Annotated in this window: 13 protein-coding genes; 7 read left to right on the plus strand and 6 right to left on the minus strand. The window is 50.9% G+C overall.

Annotated features, from left to right (window positions below):
* Positions 1–226 precede the first annotated feature (226 nt).
* Genes SH449x_RS19305 through SH449x_RS19315 form a run of 3 tightly spaced genes read right to left on the minus strand, consistent with a single transcriptional unit; the run spans position 227 to position 3,101 of the window.
* Positions 227–937, minus strand: a complete 711-nt coding sequence (locus SH449x_RS19305; protein WP_482377713.1) for a metallophosphoesterase — start codon at positions 935–937, stop codon at positions 227–229.
* Positions 938–967: 30 nt separating this feature from the next.
* On the minus strand, positions 968–2,182 hold the full coding sequence (hemW, locus tag SH449x_RS19310) for a radical SAM family heme chaperone HemW (RefSeq protein ID WP_482377714.1): 1,215 nt from the start codon (positions 2,180–2,182) through the stop codon (positions 968–970).
* On the minus strand, positions 2,145–3,101 hold the full coding sequence (locus tag SH449x_RS19315) for an endonuclease/exonuclease/phosphatase family protein (protein WP_482377715.1): 957 nt from the start codon (positions 3,099–3,101) through the stop codon (positions 2,145–2,147). Before SH449x_RS19315 ends, hemW begins: the two co-directional genes overlap by 38 nt.
* 218 nt (positions 3,102–3,319) lie before the next feature.
* Here SH449x_RS19315 and SH449x_RS19320 point away from each other — a divergent pair, with 218 nt between their 5' ends.
* The 5 genes from SH449x_RS19320 to SH449x_RS19340 all read left to right on the plus strand — a co-directional run bounded on the left by SH449x_RS19320 (position 3,320) and on the right by SH449x_RS19340 (position 10,942).
* Positions 3,320–4,447: a dienelactone hydrolase family protein gene (locus SH449x_RS19320; protein WP_482377716.1), complete on the plus strand. Its 1,128-nt coding sequence runs from the start codon at positions 3,320–3,322 to the stop codon at positions 4,445–4,447.
* A 155-nt stretch (positions 4,448–4,602) separates the two neighbouring features.
* Positions 4,603–5,739, plus strand: a complete 1,137-nt coding sequence (locus SH449x_RS19325; protein WP_482377717.1) for a leucine-rich repeat domain-containing protein — start codon at positions 4,603–4,605, stop codon at positions 5,737–5,739.
* A 171-nt stretch (positions 5,740–5,910) separates the two neighbouring features.
* Positions 5,911–6,984 (plus strand): ThuA domain-containing protein, encoded by a 1,074-nt coding sequence (locus tag SH449x_RS19330; protein WP_482377718.1) that lies wholly within the window; start codon positions 5,911–5,913, stop codon positions 6,982–6,984.
* Between the two features lie 60 nt (positions 6,985–7,044).
* On the plus strand, positions 7,045–9,447 hold the full coding sequence (locus SH449x_RS19335; RefSeq protein WP_482377719.1) for a hypothetical protein: 2,403 nt from the start codon (positions 7,045–7,047) through the stop codon (positions 9,445–9,447).
* A complete protein-coding gene (locus SH449x_RS19340; protein WP_482377720.1) occupies positions 9,428–10,942 on the plus strand; it encodes a PQQ-dependent sugar dehydrogenase family protein in 1,515 nt (504 codons plus the stop codon). Before SH449x_RS19335 ends, SH449x_RS19340 begins: the two co-directional genes overlap by 20 nt.
* A gap of 225 nt (positions 10,943–11,167) precedes the next feature.
* Here SH449x_RS19340 and SH449x_RS19345 read toward each other — a convergent pair whose 3' ends face one another.
* From SH449x_RS19345 to SH449x_RS19355, 3 genes are all read right to left on the minus strand, one after another.
* Complete coding sequence (locus SH449x_RS19345; RefSeq protein ID WP_482377721.1) at positions 11,168–11,341, minus strand: Uma2 family endonuclease; 174 nt, start codon at positions 11,339–11,341, stop codon at positions 11,168–11,170.
* Between the two features lie 55 nt (positions 11,342–11,396).
* The gene (locus tag SH449x_RS19350) at positions 11,397–15,035 is read right to left on the minus strand and encodes a hypothetical protein (protein WP_482377722.1); all 3,639 of its coding nucleotides are present in this window, start codon (positions 15,033–15,035) and stop codon (positions 11,397–11,399) included.
* Positions 15,036–15,370: 335 nt separating this feature from the next.
* A complete protein-coding gene (locus SH449x_RS19355; RefSeq protein ID WP_482377723.1) occupies positions 15,371–15,541 on the minus strand; it encodes a hypothetical protein in 171 nt (56 codons plus the stop codon).
* 183 nt (positions 15,542–15,724) lie between these two features.
* Between SH449x_RS19355 and SH449x_RS19360 the strand changes: the two genes are divergently transcribed.
* Together SH449x_RS19360 and SH449x_RS19365 are read left to right on the plus strand one after the other, a co-directional pair.
* A complete protein-coding gene (locus SH449x_RS19360) occupies positions 15,725–16,972 on the plus strand; it encodes a sialate O-acetylesterase (protein WP_482377724.1) in 1,248 nt (415 codons plus the stop codon).
* A gap of 26 nt (positions 16,973–16,998) precedes the next feature.
* Positions 16,999–19,410 (plus strand): DUF6288 domain-containing protein, encoded by a 2,412-nt coding sequence (locus tag SH449x_RS19365; protein ID WP_482377725.1) that lies wholly within the window; start codon positions 16,999–17,001, stop codon positions 19,408–19,410.
* Positions 19,411–19,426 lie beyond the last annotated feature (16 nt).

A 19,426-nucleotide genomic window follows, 5' to 3' on the forward strand; every position in this document is an offset into this window, starting at 1 on the left:
TAGAGTTGTTTTAGAGAGTCTCGCAGGCCAATTGAGGATTCCCCAACTGATATTGTAACCATCTGTTCTGTCGGTGAGAACAATAAGGCAGACGGTACATGTTTGGGCACTGGGTAATGTGAAATCCTTTTTCCTTGTTCTTCATGCCAAGCCTCCTTGAGAGTGAACTTGCCTGATTTGACACGATAGAAAATCTTGCGGTAAGCCGCTGGGACCGGTCTAAAGTCTACAATACGGTCCTGCTGGATAAATTAATCTCTAAAACTAGCCCGTGATTCACGAGCTTGTTTCCAATGTTGCAACAGGAGCAGTTCACAAACGTAACGCCAGATTCCTGCACCATTCCAAAGTTACGCACTCCCCGCTCATCGTGGATGTGTCCGAATGCATGAACCAACGGTTTGATTCTTTGCTTTACATGCCGAGTCAGCGAACCTGACCCCACGTGAATCAATTCTCGCGTATCGAAGTCATGAGTGACATCCAAAATGCCTTTCGGGGGGCCGTGTGTAATCAAGATATCCACGTTATCGGGAATCGATTGCCAAACGGCATCGAGATCTTCACGAGCACGCATGTAGGCCCAGTCATAGAACTCGGGCGTATAAGGCGTTCCAAAAATAACCAGCCCGTTCACGACCGTTTGTTCATGAATCAAAAACTGAACCTCGGGATATTCGGCTGGTGTAATGAGCCCTTGCTCTATAGCTGTAGAATGATTCCCCGGTGTAAATAACTTAATTGGAATATCGAGCGAAGTGTACCAGTGAAAGAAGCTTCTCGCCTCCGTCGCATTACGCCAGGGATCTCCGCTCCCAGACTCGTCACCGCAATGGATGACGACATCGACCCCTTTGGGCACGTTCAATTCCCGATGGCGATTGTGGGTATCTGAGATAAACCAACAGGAGAAAGTGTCTTTCGGGTTTTTGCTCATCGATCGATTGCCTTTCCACGGCGATAAAAACTACCAATAGTCGAGCCAAAGCGAGTCGCTGATGGGCAGCCCCTTTGGCGTTAGGCGAATACTGCCTTCGTGCCACTCCAGAAAACCCAAATCTACGTGTTTTGGAACCTGCGAAGTAATCTGAGCCACCGATTGAGGTTCACCCGAACTGGCAAAAGGACTCCATTCGATTCCTTTCAACTGCCGCATCCCGAATATAAACCGTTCGCGGGTTCGGGTCGACCAGTCCAAGCTTTGGCTCTCTGCGACCGGCGACTCTCCTGCCTCCATCCGTTGAAGATACCTCATAGTGCTGCGGTGGTTAACCGTGCGCGTTCCATCAACGTAGGCCGCAGCACCTGGACCGAAACCGAACCACGGTTCACCTTGCCAGTAGGTTTGGTTGTGCACGCACTCGCTTCCTGGTTTGGCAAAATTGGAAACTTCGTAGTGCAGCATTCCATTTCGCTTTAAAGTTTCGATTGCATACAGATACATTTCTAATTCGGTCTCCTCGGAGATCGCCACAAGCTCCCCTTTTTGCAACTGGGACCAGTAGCGAGCTCCCTTTTCGTAGGTTAACCCGTAGGCAGAGATGTGGGTTGTGCCGCGCGAGATCGCGTTATGCAGGTCAGACTCCCAAACCTGCATGTCTTCTCCTGGGACGCCAAAAATCAAGTCGACAGAAACCTCACGAAACCATTGCAAGGCTGTATCGATGGCGTTCGCGAGTTGATCGCCTGTGTGGTCCCGACCTAGTGTCTTCAATTTATTGGAATCAAAGGATTGGCCTCCCAAACTGATACGGTTGATCCCAGAATCACGTAATAGCTGACACAAGTCTCGATTGATATCCTGAGGATTGGCTTCCATGCTCCATTCCCCATCCGAGGAGAGGGGTAACCAGTGGCGGATCAGTTCTAGAAATCGCGACATGGACTCTCGCGGCAAAATGGTAGGTGTACCACCTCCGATAAAGATCGTCTCAACCGAGCGAGGTTGATCGAGAGACTGTAACTCGAGATCGATTGCACCAACGTAACGTTCAACCAAATCCAACCGGTCAGCAATGACTGTGAAGCTACAGTAGGGGCAACGAGAATGGCAAAATGGTACATGGATGTACGCTGCCTTAGGTTTTGCAAAGTGCTCCGCTGCACTACCGGGTGATTTCATGAATTCGATAGCCACTTCGTAATCAATCCGCGTACCATTCAAAGTTGGCAACCACAGCATTGTGATCGCTCAATGCCGTTGTGCGTTCATCCTGAAAGGTAAGAACGTCAATCGACTTGGGGACAAGCCGCTTGCTCGGCTGCGATGGATTGCTGTAGAAAATGTAGTCAATTCGTTTGCCGATTTCGGTCGACTCTTGGTGGGTTGTGCCTCCATGCTCATTCGCTCGCAAAGAAGCCCAAACATCCACTACACCACCGGTGCGGACATCGTTTAAAGCTCGCATCAACTGCGTGTATTGTGAATCGGAATCAGCTCGCTGCTCCTTTAATCCATTGGTGTTAAAGTCGCCAAGCAGGATCATGGGGCTAGCAGGATCGCTCGTCTTTTTGATAAACGATGCCAACTCGAGATATTGCTTAGGTCGCAGCTGGTCTGCACGTGCTTCCAAGTGCGTGACATAAACATCGATCGTATCCGATGCGTTATCTTTATTGATGGCGAGGCGTCCGTGGATAACACCTTTGGCCGCGAACCCATCCGCTCTAAGGCCGTAATCGGTCGGTTTGCTGAAGCTTTGGAAGACGGTCGTGTTTTGTGAAGTCATGGCAAAGCGAGAGAGCAACAAACATCCGCCATTAGCCATAAAGCCCTTTGGCTGCGGCGCAGTGAGTACACTCGCTTTGCCTTCCCAGGTCTTTTGCAACCCTTCGACGATCTGGTTGCGGTGGGTAGTATGAAAGGTCTCTTGCAAGCCGACTACATCATACTTCGCGACCTCCTCTGCAATTCTACCGGCGCGATACTCAGGTTCGGGACGCTTGTTAGCAACATCCGCGGGAGGGGGCAAAAACTGGACGTTATAGGTCATAACGCTTATCGCGATTGGCTCGCCGGCGTAGGTATAGCCGTATTCTGACATGCCATGTAGCAACGCCAGCACCATGAACAAGCAGCTAAGAAATCGGCTAGGGAACATCTCTTTGGAATTGTGTCGAGAATGAATCAGAGGCTCAAGTGGACCATTACAAAGTCCACACCGCTACCATCCTAGTCGAGATGCCCGCTATTAGAAAGCCAGGAGCATTTGCAAACGTAGATTGGCTCGTCCTCGCCACACAAGAGTCTTTGGAATCTATAAAATACTTTTTCCGAGCTGCCTTATTCTACTTCTTCCTTTAGTGTCTGACATCAACTATGAATCGCTTCTTCGCTGCTGGATTGCTTGCTGTTGTTCTGGCTAACCTAACGTTTGCCCAGTCAAGCGAACTAAGACTGCGTTCTGACCCGCCTGCTATCAACTCCTCCTGGGACGATCTGCTCGAGGGGATTAACACTGTTGAGGAATGGTATGATCGCCGCAATGTACTGAAGCTGCGATATCTGGATTTGATCCGTGACCAGTTCAAGCCGGCCAAAGTGGATCTGGACATCACCGTGCATGAGGAAGTCGAGATCGAAGGTCACTATCGCCGCCTCTACATCAGCTACCAAGTCGAAGCGGACGAGCGTGCTCATGCTTATCTCGGGATCCCGTTGGGACTCACTGGAAAAGCGCCTGCTGTCGTCGCCTTGCATGGCACGACGGCCGAGGGAAGCAAACAAACTGTTGGTATAAACGGCAATCCAGATAAAGCATTTCTCGACCATCTATGCCGTCGTGGCTATGTCGTCATTGCGCCAGAGCACTTTGTCTCTGGTGAACGTATTCCCGCAGAAGGAGCCTACGATACCAGCATGTTCTATAAGAAACACCCGGAAGGGACCGCAGTGGGAAAGTTTAACTTTGAGCACAGTATTGCCGTAGATGTCCTTCTCACTCGCGAGGAGGTTGATGCGGATAGCATCGGCGTTATGGGGCACTCGCTTGGTGGGCATGGGGCGTATTTCCTTGCTGCATATGATGATCGACTCAAAGCGTGCGTGTGCAACTGTGGAGCAGCTTTTCTGCGACACAACCCGCAAGTCGAAGCATGGGCTCGTGATCACTGGTATATCTATTTGAAGCCCATACGCCCGCTCCTACTCAAAGGAGAACTGCCCGACATTGATATGCACGAGATTATTGCTCTCATTGCCCCACGAGCATTTATGGACGTATCGGCATGGAACGACGGAATCCCACTTACCCAGCGACAGCGTGCGCTGATGCTCCTCAAAATCGCAGATGTTTATGAGCTCGTAGGCAAGCCTGAGAATTTTGGTTTCTATATCCACGGACGAGGACACTCTGCACCGCATGAGTCAAGAGAACTGATCTATGGTTTCCTCGATTCTCATCTCAAGCCGACAGAGTCCATCCAAACAAAACTGATCAAAGAGTAGGTGGACCGTGGCATGACTTTTTGAATTCTCGATGAATAAAAGGAACAGGTGCTGACGCTCTCGGCATCGTCGTCTAGCATTTCAGTCACTTAAGCAGTGATTCGGATCGATAACGGTCCTTCACGCCTCCAAAACGATAGACGGATTTTTTTGCGATGCGATTCTTACTTGTTTTTCTTCTGTTGGTTTTGCAAACCTTCTGTTCCCCGAGTGAATTATGTTGCGGACAAGATACTCCTTCGACCAAGCTAGTCGATGAATCCATCGCCAAGAGAATTGCCGATCTCGGGGGACGCGTCCATTCCGGAGGCGACGAACAACCGATTGCTCGAGTGTTTTTGGGACAAACCGCAACAAGCGACGCAGACCTAGTTTGGGTCGGCAAGCTGACGGAGCTACTCGAGCTGAGCCTAGCGGATACGAAGATCACCGACGATGGGCTGCGGCAGTTAACTTCCTTGAAAAAGCTGGAAGCGATCCACCTTGCCGATACGGCTGTCGGAGATCGCGGAGTTGAAACCATCGTTGGTTTGTCCCAATTGCAATTGCTTGGATTGAAAGGGACCCGTATCACCGATTCGGGGCTGCGACATGTTCGCCAATTCACAAAGCTTCGATGGCTTGGACTGCGAAATACAGAAGTCACCGATGATGGACTTCGCTATCTATCGGAGATGACACACCTACCAGGATTGTCGCTGAGTTACTGCCGAGTGACAGACCTAGGATTACAACGTCTCGCGCCGCTAGTAAATATGGAACGCTTGGTGCTCGATCACACGCGTATCACTGACCAGGGGCTGATTCACCTAAAGAAGATGGATAGCCTGCATACGCTCGATTTGAGCCATACTCAAATTGGTGACCTAGGCCTAGGGTACCTCGAGACGCTACCAAAACTGCGAATGCTGGAGTTGAGCGGTACCAAGGTTACGGACGTGGGAATGGTTTCTTTAGGCAAACTCATCGGCCTGAAAGAACCGCGTTCCGAAGAGCCCGCACCGATTGTAAGCGGTGCCATTGCTCCTGCGGGGTTACCTCCCCTGGCTGGCATTGCTCTAAATCACACTACCATTGGTGATGCTGGGATCAGTTCACTATTGAGCTTGCAAGGCTTAGAGCGATTGGAGTTGAGAGGCACTCTGGTTACAGATATTGGTGTGCGACTGTTGGGTGAGCTCGCAAATTTGCGATCATTGGATTTGCGAGATACGCACGTAACTCAGGCAGAGGTAGCCAACCTCCAAGCTCGCCGCCCTCAACTCAAGGTGCTTATTGACTCAGCGAAGTAGACTCACTTGGACAGATATGATAAGGAGTTGCTATGCGCGTTTCCGCGTTTTATAGTTCCTGGACGTCCAAGAACCCGTCGGGAATCTAGACTACAATATGGCAATGAGGTTCCGAATCACGGAATCGTCACCTGCCTTTTAACCCGTCCTATTCCAACGATTCAACCGACCATGACTGGAATTGCTGCTCGGTGCGATTGTCGCACCATGATCTTTGCGTGCTTATTCTCTACGTGCTTGGTCGGTTTAACAACGGATGTCATTTTCGCTCAAACTCCGACAGGTGAACCGTTGTGGCTTAATTACACGGGTGGAGACGGCCCCGGACGCGGTAAGCACATTGTGCTCATCGCTGCCGAACAAGAGTATCGCAGCGAACAATCGATGCCGATGTTGGCCAAAATTCTTAGCACGCACCACGGATTCGATTGCACCGTACTCTTTGGTGTGAATGAGCGAGGAGAGGTTGATCCGACGATGCCCGTCTACCCAGAAAGGGGCAAGGAATCGGAGTTCCGAGAGCAGCATATCCCTGGACTCGAACAATTGGCTTCTGCGGACTTGGTTATCTTCTTCACTCGGTTGTTGACCTTGCCGAAATCGGAGTTGGAACACATTGTTCAGTACATCGATTCAGGCAAACCAATCATCGCGTTGCGGACGGCGAACCACGGCTTCCGAAGTCAACTGCCTTATCAGATCGATGGCAAACAAGTCAGATGGGGAGAAGATATTCTCGGAGGAACGTTTTTGAATCACCATGGGCGTTGGCATGCGGACTCGACCAGAGGCTTCTTCGACAAAGATCACGGCGATCATCCTATCTTGACCGGAGTGAGCGACATCTGGGGAGATTCCGATGTCTATCGAACCTACAAAGAGGGAGCGAGTCTTCCGCCGGAATGCACCCCTGTCGTTTGGGGACAGCCTCTCGTGGGTCGCAAACCGGATGATCTGCCCAATACAGAGTTAGAGCCACTTCCGGTAGCTTGGGTCAAGCCATGGACGACTAGCAGCGGTCTATCCGCAAGAGTGTTTCATTGCACCATGGGCAGCGGTATCGATTTGAAGAATCCAGGACTCAGACGGCTCATCGTCAATGCCACGTATTGGGGGCTGGAGATGGAGCAAGCCATTTCTCCCGCAAGCAGCGTGGAAATTGTCGGTGAGTATCAACCCCTCGAGAGTGGCTTCGATTACGATGCCCTAGGTGTCAAACCCCGACCTGTCTCCTACTACCAATAATCGTCTCACGATAAGCGATTCCTCATTTCCGACGGCATGACAAACCTCATAGAATCTTATATGACAAGACTCATTGTATTCATTGCGTGCCTGCTGATCAGCTCGTCGGTGGTCGCGGGTGATCCAGCTATCCCTAGACATCATCCGTTAAACCAATCCCAAGCCGGTAGTTTGCTACTGACGGAATTGCGATGTGCCACATGTCATACCGGTGTTGTTGCCAACCCACTGCTTGAGAAGACAGCTCCCGATTTGTCAGAGGTCGGCAACCGTGTTTCAACGGATTACTTAAGACGATTTCTCGAGTCTCCTCATACTGCACAACCCGGTACTAGCATGCCCGACATGCTGGCCTCGCAGTCAGAATCGGAGAAGAGCAAGATTGCTGAGGCACTAACCCACTTCCTCGTTGCGCAGGGCGGAGTGCCATGGGATACAGAGCCAATAGAATCATTCGACCGCAAACAAGGTAAAGAATTGTTTCATTCGATTGGATGCGTCGCATGTCATGGACCGCAGGAACCGTTTTCTGGTAGCTCACCCGCTGTTCGTCCTGGATACGAAGATGACGATGATGACGATGACATCAGCCAGACCCGAGCAATAGCACCAGTGGTCATGCCAGATACTATTTCGCTCGAACATGTGCATGAAAAATATAGCCTGAGATCCTTGGCCGATTTTCTTTTTCATCCGCTAACCGTTCGCAGCTCAGGCAGGATGCCTGATATGAAATTAACCCCTGCGGAATCGCTCGCCATTGCAGGCTATCTCATCGGAGATGCCTCACCAACCAAAGCGAAATTGAAACCAGATGATGTGTTGGTAGAGTCCGGAAAGAAGTATTTTCAAACGTTGAACTGTGCTAGTTGCCACCCTCTTAAGGGGATGGACGCTGCACTTCAAAAGAGTTCGTTGAAAACAGCCAATCTGGAGCAGGGTTGTTTGTCTAAAGAAGAACATCCCAAAGAAAAAGGTAATGGCCCCAGATTTACACTCAGTACCGAGCAAGAATCCGCGATCGTCGCAGCGCTTCGCGAGGAGCCAAGTAAAGATTCCGATCAAGTTGTCATGGCGAAAACATTAACAGCCTTTCGCTGCATCAATTGCCATGTTCGCGATGATTATGGTGGGGTACACGACGCACACAATTTCTTCTTTAAAGGTAGCGAACTGAATCTGGGAGATGATGGCCGCATTCCACCTCCACTCACCTTGATGGGGGCCAAGCTACAACCGAATTGGTTGAAAAAGGTGCTGTTTGACGGTGAAAGTGTTCGCTACTACATGGCAACGCGCATGCCGCAGTATGGCGCAGACAACCTCCAGCATCTACCTGAGCTTTTCTCTCGTTTGGATCAGTTGGATGGTCCCGAGATGAAAATTCCCAGTCCAGAGAGTCGCGACGAAAGTGAGCGTGAGCGAGAGAAAACCTTGCGACCCGCAGGACGTGAGCTGTTGGGAGATAAAGGGGCGAACTGTGTCGCTTGTCATCAATTCAATGGCAAAGCCGCCAATGTCAATCAGGGCATCGATTTGTTAACCAGCTACGAAAGATTACAGCCTGCATGGTTCTATCATTATCTTCTCAATCCAGGTGGCTTTCGCCCGAGGACCGTGATGCCAACCGCGTGGCCGGATGGCAAGTCGAACTTTAAAACGATTCTCGAGGGTGATACCGATCAGCAGATCGAAGCCATTTGGTACTATCTTTCACTAGGGACTTCTGCTGCCGATCCCTCGGGTGTGCGTACCGTCAATACGAAACTTGAAGTGGCAGACAAAGCCATCGTTTATCGAGGGCGGAGTCGAGTGGCTGGTTATCGGGGAATCGCGGTTGGTTTGCCTGGAGGTGTGAACTATGCGTTCAACGCGGAGACAGGAACCCTTTCTGCTGTATGGATGGGTGACTTTGTCAACGTCAACTGGAGCGGGCAAGGGGCCGGGGATTTCAACCCTGCTCGCGAACCGATCGTGCTAGCTCAAGATGTCTCGTTTACCGCACTGCCCAACGAGAATGCACCTTGGCCTTTACTACCTGTAATGACCAAAGAGGCACCTGTGAATCCCGATCCTCTTTATCCCAAGAACTTGGGATATCAATTCCAAGGTTACTTCCTTGATGAGCAATCGATTCCCACCTTGATGTACCGCATAGGAACCATTGCGATCCAGGATCGATCTATTGTAATCAATGATGAAAGTCAGCGACGACTCCAGCGCGTTTTACAAATGGAGGCCCCAAGCCCTCAAGCAATCTGGTATAGAGCGTTGACCGGCGACATTGTTCAAGAAAGCGACTCCGTTTATCGAAGCGGTCGCCTCAGGTTATCCATTCCATCGACCGAAGTCCGTTTGCGAGCTCTACCCGATGAGCAGCAAGGAGTCGAGTTGTTGTTAAGACTGCAAATCCCGCAAGGTGAATCCACAATGGAGCTTCAGTATGATGTACTCAACAAATAGTCCATTGCGCATGGCGCTACTGCTCATCTCGATCTTGTGCTTCGTATCGGAAGCCGTTCTTGGCGAAGATGTCGGTCAGCGTTGGGGGACCGAGGAGCGAGAGCGGGAGTATTACCCAATCGTGAGTATCCCGTTACCTAAAGATACGGTGATCGAAGCTGGAGCTTTCGCAGTGCTTCCAGATGGCCGCATTGCTGTTGGTACTCGACATGGAGATATTTTTATCATCGATGGTATCGATGCCCCGAAGCCGAATCCCACGTTTCATCGTTTTGCCTCAGGACTCGACGAGATCTTTGGTTTAACCTGGAAAGATAGTGCATTCCGGGTAACACAGAGTTGCGAACTAACGCGTGTGAGCGATTCGAATGGTGATGGAGTAGCAGATCGATTTGAGACGATCTCTGACGCTTGGGGGTATGCGAATTATCATGAGTACGCGTTTGGATCCAAGCTGGATTCGAAGGGAAATCAATTCGTAGCGCTAGGGCTTTCCGCTTCGTATTATTCTCATGCATTGAATCGCGGATTCATCATGAAAGTTAACACTGATGGAAAAACCGAGGCCTTTGCCAGCGGACTGCGAAGTCCGGGCGGTATTGGTTTTGATGAGCACGGTTCCCTGTTTTACATTGAGAGTCAGGGGCCATGGAATTGCGCGTGCAGCTTGAAAGCTGTACCCCCTAAAAGCTTTCATGGTCACCCGGCTAGTTTTAACTGGTATCAGTACTCACCCGAGTTAGGACCGGAACCTGAAATGCCAAACTCGGGGAGCCGCATTCACATCGAGAAAAATCGGGTCACGCAACTGGTACCTTATGCAGTCGTCTTTCCCTATATACGCATGGGACGTTCGATCACAGGGTTTAACATCGATCAAACCGGGGGCAAGTTTGGACCGTTTGAGAATCAGATCTTCCTGGGAGACTACACGCAATCGATTATCATGCGGGCCACGACGGAGGAAGTGAACGGCGTTTGGCAGGGGGCATGTTATCCATTCCGCGAAGGGCTTTCGACAGGCATTCTCAATGTAGAGTTCACGCCGGAAGGGAATTTGCTGTGTGGAGGAACGAATCGAGGATGGCCGGTTCGGGGTATTAAGCCATTCGCTCTCGAGCGACTTGAGTGGAGCGGCAAGATGCCGTTTGAGATCCTGCGAGTCACGATTGAACCTGATGGATTCAAAGTTACGTTTACCAAGCCAGTCGAGTTGACAACAGGATCAGCAACAAGCTCTTATTCCGTTTCGGCTTTTACTCATCCCTATCACGCAGGCTATGGCGGACCGGAAATTGAACAGTATTCACCGGCAGTCACATCGGTGGAATTGTCCGGCGATGGTCTATCTGCAAAAATCGCAGTCGAGAAATTGAAGATGGGATTTGTATACGAGCTTGATCTAGTGGGATTGCGCTCGCGCGATGGTGAGGAGTTACTTCATCGCAACGCGTTTTACACGGTAAACGAAATTCCCAAAAGCAATGGGAATTAAACCAGCCAACAAGCGAATCTCCGTCGAGATTTCTGGCCTGTTCTGCTTTGGTTTTCGTAGTGGCCGAGGCAACGAGGCCTAACTGCATGGTACGAATATGGCACGAATCACATCGTCGTTTGAGCAGGCGGTCTCCCATGGTAAAGGACTCTTTGCATCGTCCACTACAAAACCCTCGGATCGTTTTCGCGGCTAAGCTCGTTAAAGACAACCTTGTCGTAGACTTCAGCCGCGACCAATTCGCAGCTTCAGATCGCTAGGATAAACTCTGCACTGCTTCTTTTTGAGCTGTTCCCTTAGATGAGAGCCAGCGTTAAGGACAATCAGATTGTGGTTGGCCGATGCACCTGCCATGGCGAACATTTCGCCACGAAAGTACTCCGAACGCAGTAGTAGCACCTATAGCAAGATAGCATTCAACTCAGGGGCGTAGAGATCGCAGAGTAACGACCCGCTAGTGACTGGGTCGCTCGGCGATGACGATCGGTTCTTTGTTGCCTTGTTGGCACGCTTGAGAGACTCCGTTTCGTTCGATCCATAAGGCTTCCCAATCGGCCCAAGCGGAATGGGTCGAGGAAAAGATGACTCGCTCGCGAGTGGTTGGATGCAAACCGGCCTCAGCAGCTTGGACTTCGGGGACTGGTAGTAGATCTCCGTCGGCCTTTAAGTCAGTAACAATCTCGACGTCAAAAGCATTAGAAGGCCAAATCAATAACCCAGCCGAGTCAATATCGTACGGGTATCTTTTCGTTAAAGCACTCTCCATTTGTTCGCGCACAAGATCGATTCCACTCTTTCGATAGAACCCTTCGATTGCGTTACAAAAAGAATTCCATTGCTCATCGCTTGCGGATGTTAACCATCCGCTTTGTGCAATACTGGCTACGATCCATCCGCTTTGCTCCTGAACCCAAATTTGGAGCACTGATGCCTCTAGCTCTGGGCACTCCAATTCGACCACAAAGCTATTGGAGAACGCTTCCACGTGGGAGCATTTGACTGGGAACGCTTTCCAAACCGAACATTTATCGAGAAGCGATATTAGCTCGCGTTCCACAAACGCTTGGATGGCAGCCTCGACATGATGGAGTTGGTCGCGAATCGCACGTCGGCTGGTAAATCGACTAAGCGAGGCACTTTGATGCTCCAGCCTGCGCAGCTTTCGAAACAGTTTTGGTAGTGTTCCGGAATGAAACCCTGGTCGCAACAATCGAGCTATCGTCTCACCATGGCTTCCCACCGAAACGGGCATCAATCGGTTCTTGCGATTGGCTTGGTACAGTCGCCAGTTTTCCTTGAGCTCCCAAACCGCGAACCCGAAAAAGCCCGGTAAAAAGAAGATGTTGAACCAGGTAATGGATCTTGCCAAAGGGGTCCCCATGTACTGTCCTAAAAACAGAACCATATTTCCCTCCAGCATGATCAATGCTGGCAAGAAAATTTTGTGCGCAACTGTTACGACCGGAAAATGCTTGACGGGATGAAAGGTCGGCTCAATCAACAAATTGACATAAATGCGAATCAAGAATGACACGAATGACCATATCACGCCCAATATGGCTTTGACAAGGATCGATATCGCACTCTCCTCACTATGAAAACGAAGCCATTCGTCGACTGCATATAGCACTCGCTCCAGCGTGCTCAGCAAAAAACGAAAGAAATCTACCACCCATCCGATTAAAGCAAATACCAGCCTCGATTGCACCTGATGCACGGACTGAACAATCCAATCGCGAGTTACCTCTTGCGCATCGCGTCCCATTCGAGAATTGACTAGCAAACTCAAAATCAAGTAAAGAGTACCGACCCAAATCCAGTCCAGCGGTTTCCCACTTACGAGAATGGGAAGTAATCGTCCAAGAAACAAAGACAGAATACCAGGTACGATCACAAACCCACTAAAGTAAACCAGTGGTAATGCCTCCCAAAGGCTCTTGAAAATGGGCAGTTGAAAAAACTGTAAGGGTGCGTCGATTAGAAACCGTTTAATCCACTTCCAAGTCGATTTGAGAAGTCCCAGTGAAAGCTTGCGAAACGATGGTGCATGAATAAGTGCCATCAACAAGAACCCCAGCGTTAGAACCAACCAAATGGTGTCGGTCTGCCGCGTCAAAATCTGATTGACTGCTTGATCGGTCGTTTGGGGAGGAACCAAGACGATCGATGCCGTGTCTTCTGTGCTCGAGTTCGAATCAGTCGGGTCAGCATCCGTCTGCTCCGCGCGATCGCCAACTTTCGTCAGCAACATCGGCGAGGTTGCGGCGTCAGCATCTGAGAGGAAGTCCCCCAAGCTTGATGCATCTGCATTCTCAGGATCGGATGATGAACTCGAGGTCGATTCGAAAGGCAACTCGTAGTCCGATCGTTGAGCGTGCGAGCCTTTTCGAAACATGTGGAAGATGTGCATGGCACCCTCTACGATAACCACGGCCCCTCCGAATGGGATGATTAGGTAGAGGGTGGCGAACCGACCAAGCCGTGTTCCAAAGAAGAAGGAACTGACCACTTGCAACCAACGTAAGTAAAAATCTCCTTTGCGATATACTCCGTCCAAAGAGAGATCGAGCTGATCATCCACTCGCAGCAACTGGTCTCCGTGCCATACCTCGCGTAGGTTCTGAAGATCGGGCAATTTCAGGTCATTCTTGCTGATTACATCGCGAAGATATCCCATGGTCAAATAACCTCTAGCGACAATACAGTCGATCGATTCCTCGATGACTTTGTCAAAGGCAACTTGTTCCGGGACGCTCTGTGGAAAAAGATTCACATTGTGGAGCGCTTGTTTGAGAACGGGTCGCATTCGCTCTCGCATCTGTGACTCCGAAAGGTGGGCCGCCTGTTCGATCAATTCGGTGAGCCGATCGCGTTCGGTACCACTTAGCCGAACGTGTGACAGTCTTGATGCGGCACTGGCTAGGTGTTTTGCCATGGCAACTTCACGAACACTGCTTAGCGGGTGCCTTATCGGGCGTTTCCCGCGACTAACCAGCCACTTTACCAAATCTACTTTGTAGGTAAGTCGTTCGTGATCCAAGCAGACTTTTTGGAGGTCGTAAAGCAATCGCTTTTCTTTATTCCAAAACCCATGTACCGAGTTTTCTGCCAATGTCCAAAGGGCCGCCTGCCAATTGTCGGTATCTTGTTCGGGAAATGTAATCGCCGCTTGGAGTCGAGTGACAAGTCCACCTACATCTTCACGAGCCTTTGCCTCTGCCGATGCTCGCTTTGTTTCTGACGTTGCGCACTGGGCAGCGCGGATAGCGCACGTGATCGAATAGACTGTGTTACCACGTTCGTTGGAACGATCTCGCGCTCGCAACAGTCGCAGATAGTTTCGTTCGGATTGCAAGACTCCAGCCGCCAACGACCAACTGCGGCGTGTGCTTTTGAGTCTATCCTCATCGCTCTCGGAGTGAGACTTCAGCTCTGGTTTCGGCGCGCCCTCGAGCCAGGTTGCTTGGAAAATTTGGTCAACATTTATTCCATGCGATAAAATCGCCTCCGCGTGGGGGATTCGTTGCAACGATGGAAACCATGTCGGTAACAAGTCGGGCTCAAAGCAACGGAGCTCGCAATAGATCGCAACCAGCTCTCGCCAGACTTCATCGCGGGCGTTGGGGGACATCAATCGATGTTCGGATCGCAATACGTAGTGTGCTTCGTCAAACTCGACCTGGCCAATTGCTGCTATCTTACTGCGGAGCAACTCCTGGTTTCCTGGAGTTAAAAGGGCTCGCATTTCACGATCTAGCCTAGCGTGAAATAAGTAGCGCCAAACTTTGAGTTTTAGATCTTGTAACGGCCAGTGATCCATCTCCCCGGCATGCGGTTCGCAGATCAAAAGGCAGATATTCGGTAGATGGGCGAACGTCGTTAATCCTAACTCATCAGGGTGTGTCAGCTTGCGAACGTCCTCTGCGCTGACGACTTGACTGTCGGTATGGGGAAGCTCGAGGGCAAGATTGGCTAGCCCGTGACGATCGCGAATCACACGCCGGATGACTCGTTCCTCCACAAGGAAGGCAGAGGGCTCGGCAGCAGTCAGGGCTCGCCGAAGTTCGTCGATTCTTGAGACATCTTCTGTCATAAAATGGAGATTCCGATCCTAAGCAACGAGCTCCATCGTCTGGAGGTTTATGCGTCTAAATTAAACGGGCACCGCATTTGATGCCAGCCGTATTTTGTAATGGGCACGAGCAACAGATGCCGCAGGTTATGCGAGACTTCTTGCTTAACGCCACCTACTGGTTACCAGGCTCCGCCTGGAAACCCAATGTCTTTCAGGCTCCGCCTGATTTTTTGCGGGCGATTCATAGATGCCTTAACGGCATCACTAACGAGGCAGAGCCTCCGAGGCAGTTCGTTCCGAGGCAGAGCCTTGGAACGAGTTGTTCACTGGTGGCGTTCAGCGAGAAGTGTCGGTTATGCCCGCTGCGTCTTGGTGAATGCCAGCCAAACGACTAAAGACTTAGCTCCAACCATGGCTGCGATCACCAGCGAATACGAAAAAGCCTGCCAAGCAAAACGGTAATCACCGCTCTCAGGCCTTTTATCCGATACGCATTTCTCGAAATGATCAATGGCCGTTGCCATACTAACTGTTTGCGCATAAACATTGGCTCCTTGGGAGCGGTAAATAAAAATTTCATTGTGGATTTGACCGAAAAACCAACTGGCTCAAGGATGCTTTGTGGATGCACGTGACGCGCTCGCACAAGTATACTAGATGCCGACATGTACAAGCCTGCCCCCCACCAAAAACGGAGCCACCCAGGAATGAGATTGTTCTCAAGACTGTTTTCTTTGCTCATTCCCCTACTCTGCACTCCTTACGTCTGCGCACAATCCAAGCCGGTCAAAGTCTTTATCCTTGCGGGCCAGTCCAACATGGAGGGGCATGCCAAGATTGATACGTTCGATTACATCGGTGATGATCCTGCCACGGCACCACTACTTACACAGATGCGCGGCGCTGACGGAATGCCGAAGGTCGCCGAAGGAGCCTGGATCTCGTATTGGACCGGTGCAGACGAAAACAACTACCAAGTCAAAGGAAAGCTGACGGCTGGCTTCGGTTCCGTTTGGGGAAAACCACCGGGTGAAACAGGTGACAAGATTGGGCCCGAGTTCACATTTGGCCTAACCATGGACGAAGCCTTCGAGGAGCCCGTGCTTCTCATCAAAACGGCTTGGGGAGGCAAGAGTCTTCACACCGATTACCGCTCTCCGAGCGCAGGACCTTATCAACTCAGCACCTTCCAGGAACAGAACTATCCCAAGCAGGAGGGGCACGGAATTCCGAAAGACTTCGAAGATTGGAAAAGAGAGAAAGTAAAGGCAACGGGCGTTTATTACCGTCTGATGATCGAGCATGTGAAACAGGTGCTGACGGATATAAAGCAAGTTATACCCAGCTACGATGCTGAGCAAGGTTATGAGCTTGCTGGTTTCGTCTGGTTCCAAGGGTTCAATGATATGGTCGATGGACATGTTTATCCGAATCACAATCAACCCGACCGCTTTGATCTCTACTCGGAGTTGCTCGCTCATTTTATTCGCGATGTAAGAAGTGATCTGAACGCCCCCAAGCTTCCTTTTGTGATCGGCGTTATGGGGGTCGGCGGACTCAAGGACGACTCGCCTAGCATGATGGCCTTTCGCAAAGCGATGGCAGCTCCGGCCTCGATGTCGGAGTTTCAAGGCAACGTGATCGCTATTGAGACTGCTCCGTTTTGGTCAGAAGAATTGGGAGCGATCGACGAGAAACGAGCTCAAGTAAGGCAGATGCGCTACTATCTTGACTCGAAACACAAGGATCACGTCAACGCAGATGGGCTGATGACGCAAGAAGAGAAAAATGAGTACATCAGGAAGTATGAATCCGAACTGATTTCGCCTGCCGAGATCGCGTTGTGGCAACGTGGTGCCTCGAACGCGGGATACCACTATCTAGGTTGCGCGAAGACCTTTGCCTTGATCGGTAAAGCCTTCGCAGAAGCCAATCTTAAGATGCTTTCGGAATAGCCAACTATCCCCTTTCAATAAGAACCATGAAGACTCAGTACATAATATTTTTGGTAGCCCTCTGGTGCGGTTTTGGCGCTAGCGTGGCTATTGCACAGCGTGATAAGCAACTTGTCATCCCTGATTTTACCAAAGGCGATGTCATCCCCGTGAATGCAAAGCATGATTGGAATCTGGGGCCGACCGGTTTGCGCGGATGGATGTTCTGCGACAAACTCGTGACAACCGACGCTCGTCAGATCATCGTTACCTCCGTGGCGAAAGGATCGCCGGCGGATGGCATTCTCACTGAGGGTGATGTCATTCTGGGGGTCGCCGGTAAAGCCTTTTCCTACGACCCTCGCACCGAGTTTGGTCGTGCGGTGACCCAGGCGGAAACGGAGGCGGGTGGTGGCAAGATCGCACTCACTCGGTGGCGCAATGGAGTTACCGAACAAGTCGAATTGCTATTGCCAGTTCTGGGAACGTTTAGCTCCACAGCCCCCTACCATTGTTCAAAGTCGCAGCAGATCCTTAAGAGTGGTCTGAAGGCACTCGCGGAGCGAATGTCTTTGCCCGGTTACTCAAAGTCGGAGAACGCTATTCCTCGCTCGTTGAATGCTCTCGCGTTATTGGCAGGGGGAGACGCAACGCATTTGCCATTGATCCAACGCGAAGCGAAGTGGGCAGCCAACTTTTCTTCGAATGATTTCCGTACATGGTACTATGGATATGTCATGATCTTTCTCGCCGAGTACGTCAGTGTCACCGGTGATGACTCCGTTTTACCAGGATTGCGACGTTTGGCGTTGGATGCCGCGAGTGGCCAAAGTGCTGTTGGTTCGTGGGGGCATACGTTCGCCCTGCCTGATGGACGGCTTAAAGGTTACGGCATGATGAATTCCCCAGGCCTCGTGCTCACCATAGGCATGGTGCTGGCTCGCGATGCGGGAGTAGATGATCCAGAAGTTTCGCATGCGATAGAGCTCAGTGCGAAGCTATTGCGATTCTATACCGGCAAGGGTGCGGTTCCTTACGGCGATCATCCAGCTTGGATAGAGACTCACGAAGACAATGGCAAGTGTGGTATGGCCGCGATCCTATTTAATCTGCTCGGTGAAGTAGATAGTGCAAACTACTTCACACGCATGGCGGTTGCATCGCACAGTGGCGAACGGGATTGTGGGCACACGGGAAACTACTTCAACATGTTATGGTCGTTACCCGCCATTGCACAGGCTGGCGAGCAAGCTACAGGAGCTTGGACGGAGGAGTTCGGTGCGTGGTATCATGATTTGGCACGGCGATGGGATGGTTCTTTTGCTCACCAAGGGCCGCCGGAGCCAGACCATGATAGCTACCACGGTTGGGATGCTACAGGTGCCTATCTGTTGGCATATGCATTGCCGTTAAAGAAGACCGCATTGACAGGCAGGAAGGCCAGCATCGTTCCTGAATTATCAGTAGAGAGTTGTAAAAACCTTATTGCTGACGGTAGAGGTTGGGACAACAAAGATCGGAGAGGCTTCTATGATGGACTAGACGATACCGAACTCCTTGTACGTTTGGGCTCATGGTCTCCGACGGTGCGACAGCGTGCAGCGGAAGCGATCAAGCGGCGCAAGGAACCTCCTGTGGCAGAGATCATCGCGATGCTAGACTCGGAATCAGAGGATGTTCGCATAGGAGGTTGTACGGCTCTCGAGGAGCTACGTGGCAGAGCTGCACCGGCAGTACCGAAGCTACTATCTTTGCTCAAAGACGAAACCATGTGGGTTCGCGTACGAGCAGCTTCGGCGCTAGCGGTTATTGGAAAGCCAGCTTTGCCTGCGTTGCCAGATATGTTGGAGATCATCGCTCGTGGCCCGTCGCCCGAAGATCCTCGCGGCATGGAGCAAAGGTTCCTTACCAAGGCGATTTTTAGCGACATGTTGAATTCTGCAAATTCCCTGGAGGGAGTAGATAGTGACAAGCTTCGCACAGCGATTGCTATGGGATTGCAGAATCAAGATGGTCACGCAAGAAGTCAAATAAGCTCGGTCTACCAGCGACTTAGCTACAGCGATCTCCAACCTATTTTGCCAGCTATCGTGGCGGCGATTGAGAAACCTGCACCGAGTGGAGAGATGTTTGCTGATGGGGTACGACTCAATGGATTAAAGGTCCTAGCAGCACATCATATCGAAGAGGGAATACAAGCTTGTGCGGACTATTTGCGAAGCCAGAATCCTTGGGCCAGTGAGCATCGTACACCGGAGATATTGGAGGTGCTAAAAGCCTACGGAGCTCAAGCTCAGCGAGTGCTCCCGCATTTGAAAGAGACCGCAGCGATGTGGGACGAAGGCGAAGTTGATTTTCCTAAGCGACTAAGCAAACAAAAGGCGAGTGCAGTCAAGGAAGCCATCAAATTCATTGAGGCTTCAGTAGATCGGCCAGAATTAAAACGACTCGGGCGTTAGTCTTGCGAAATTTTGT

The sequence above is a fragment of the Brakhagea baltica genome (assembly GCF_052161605.1).
GTDB lineage: Bacteria > Planctomycetota > Planctomycetia > Pirellulales > Pirellulaceae > JBKCUI01.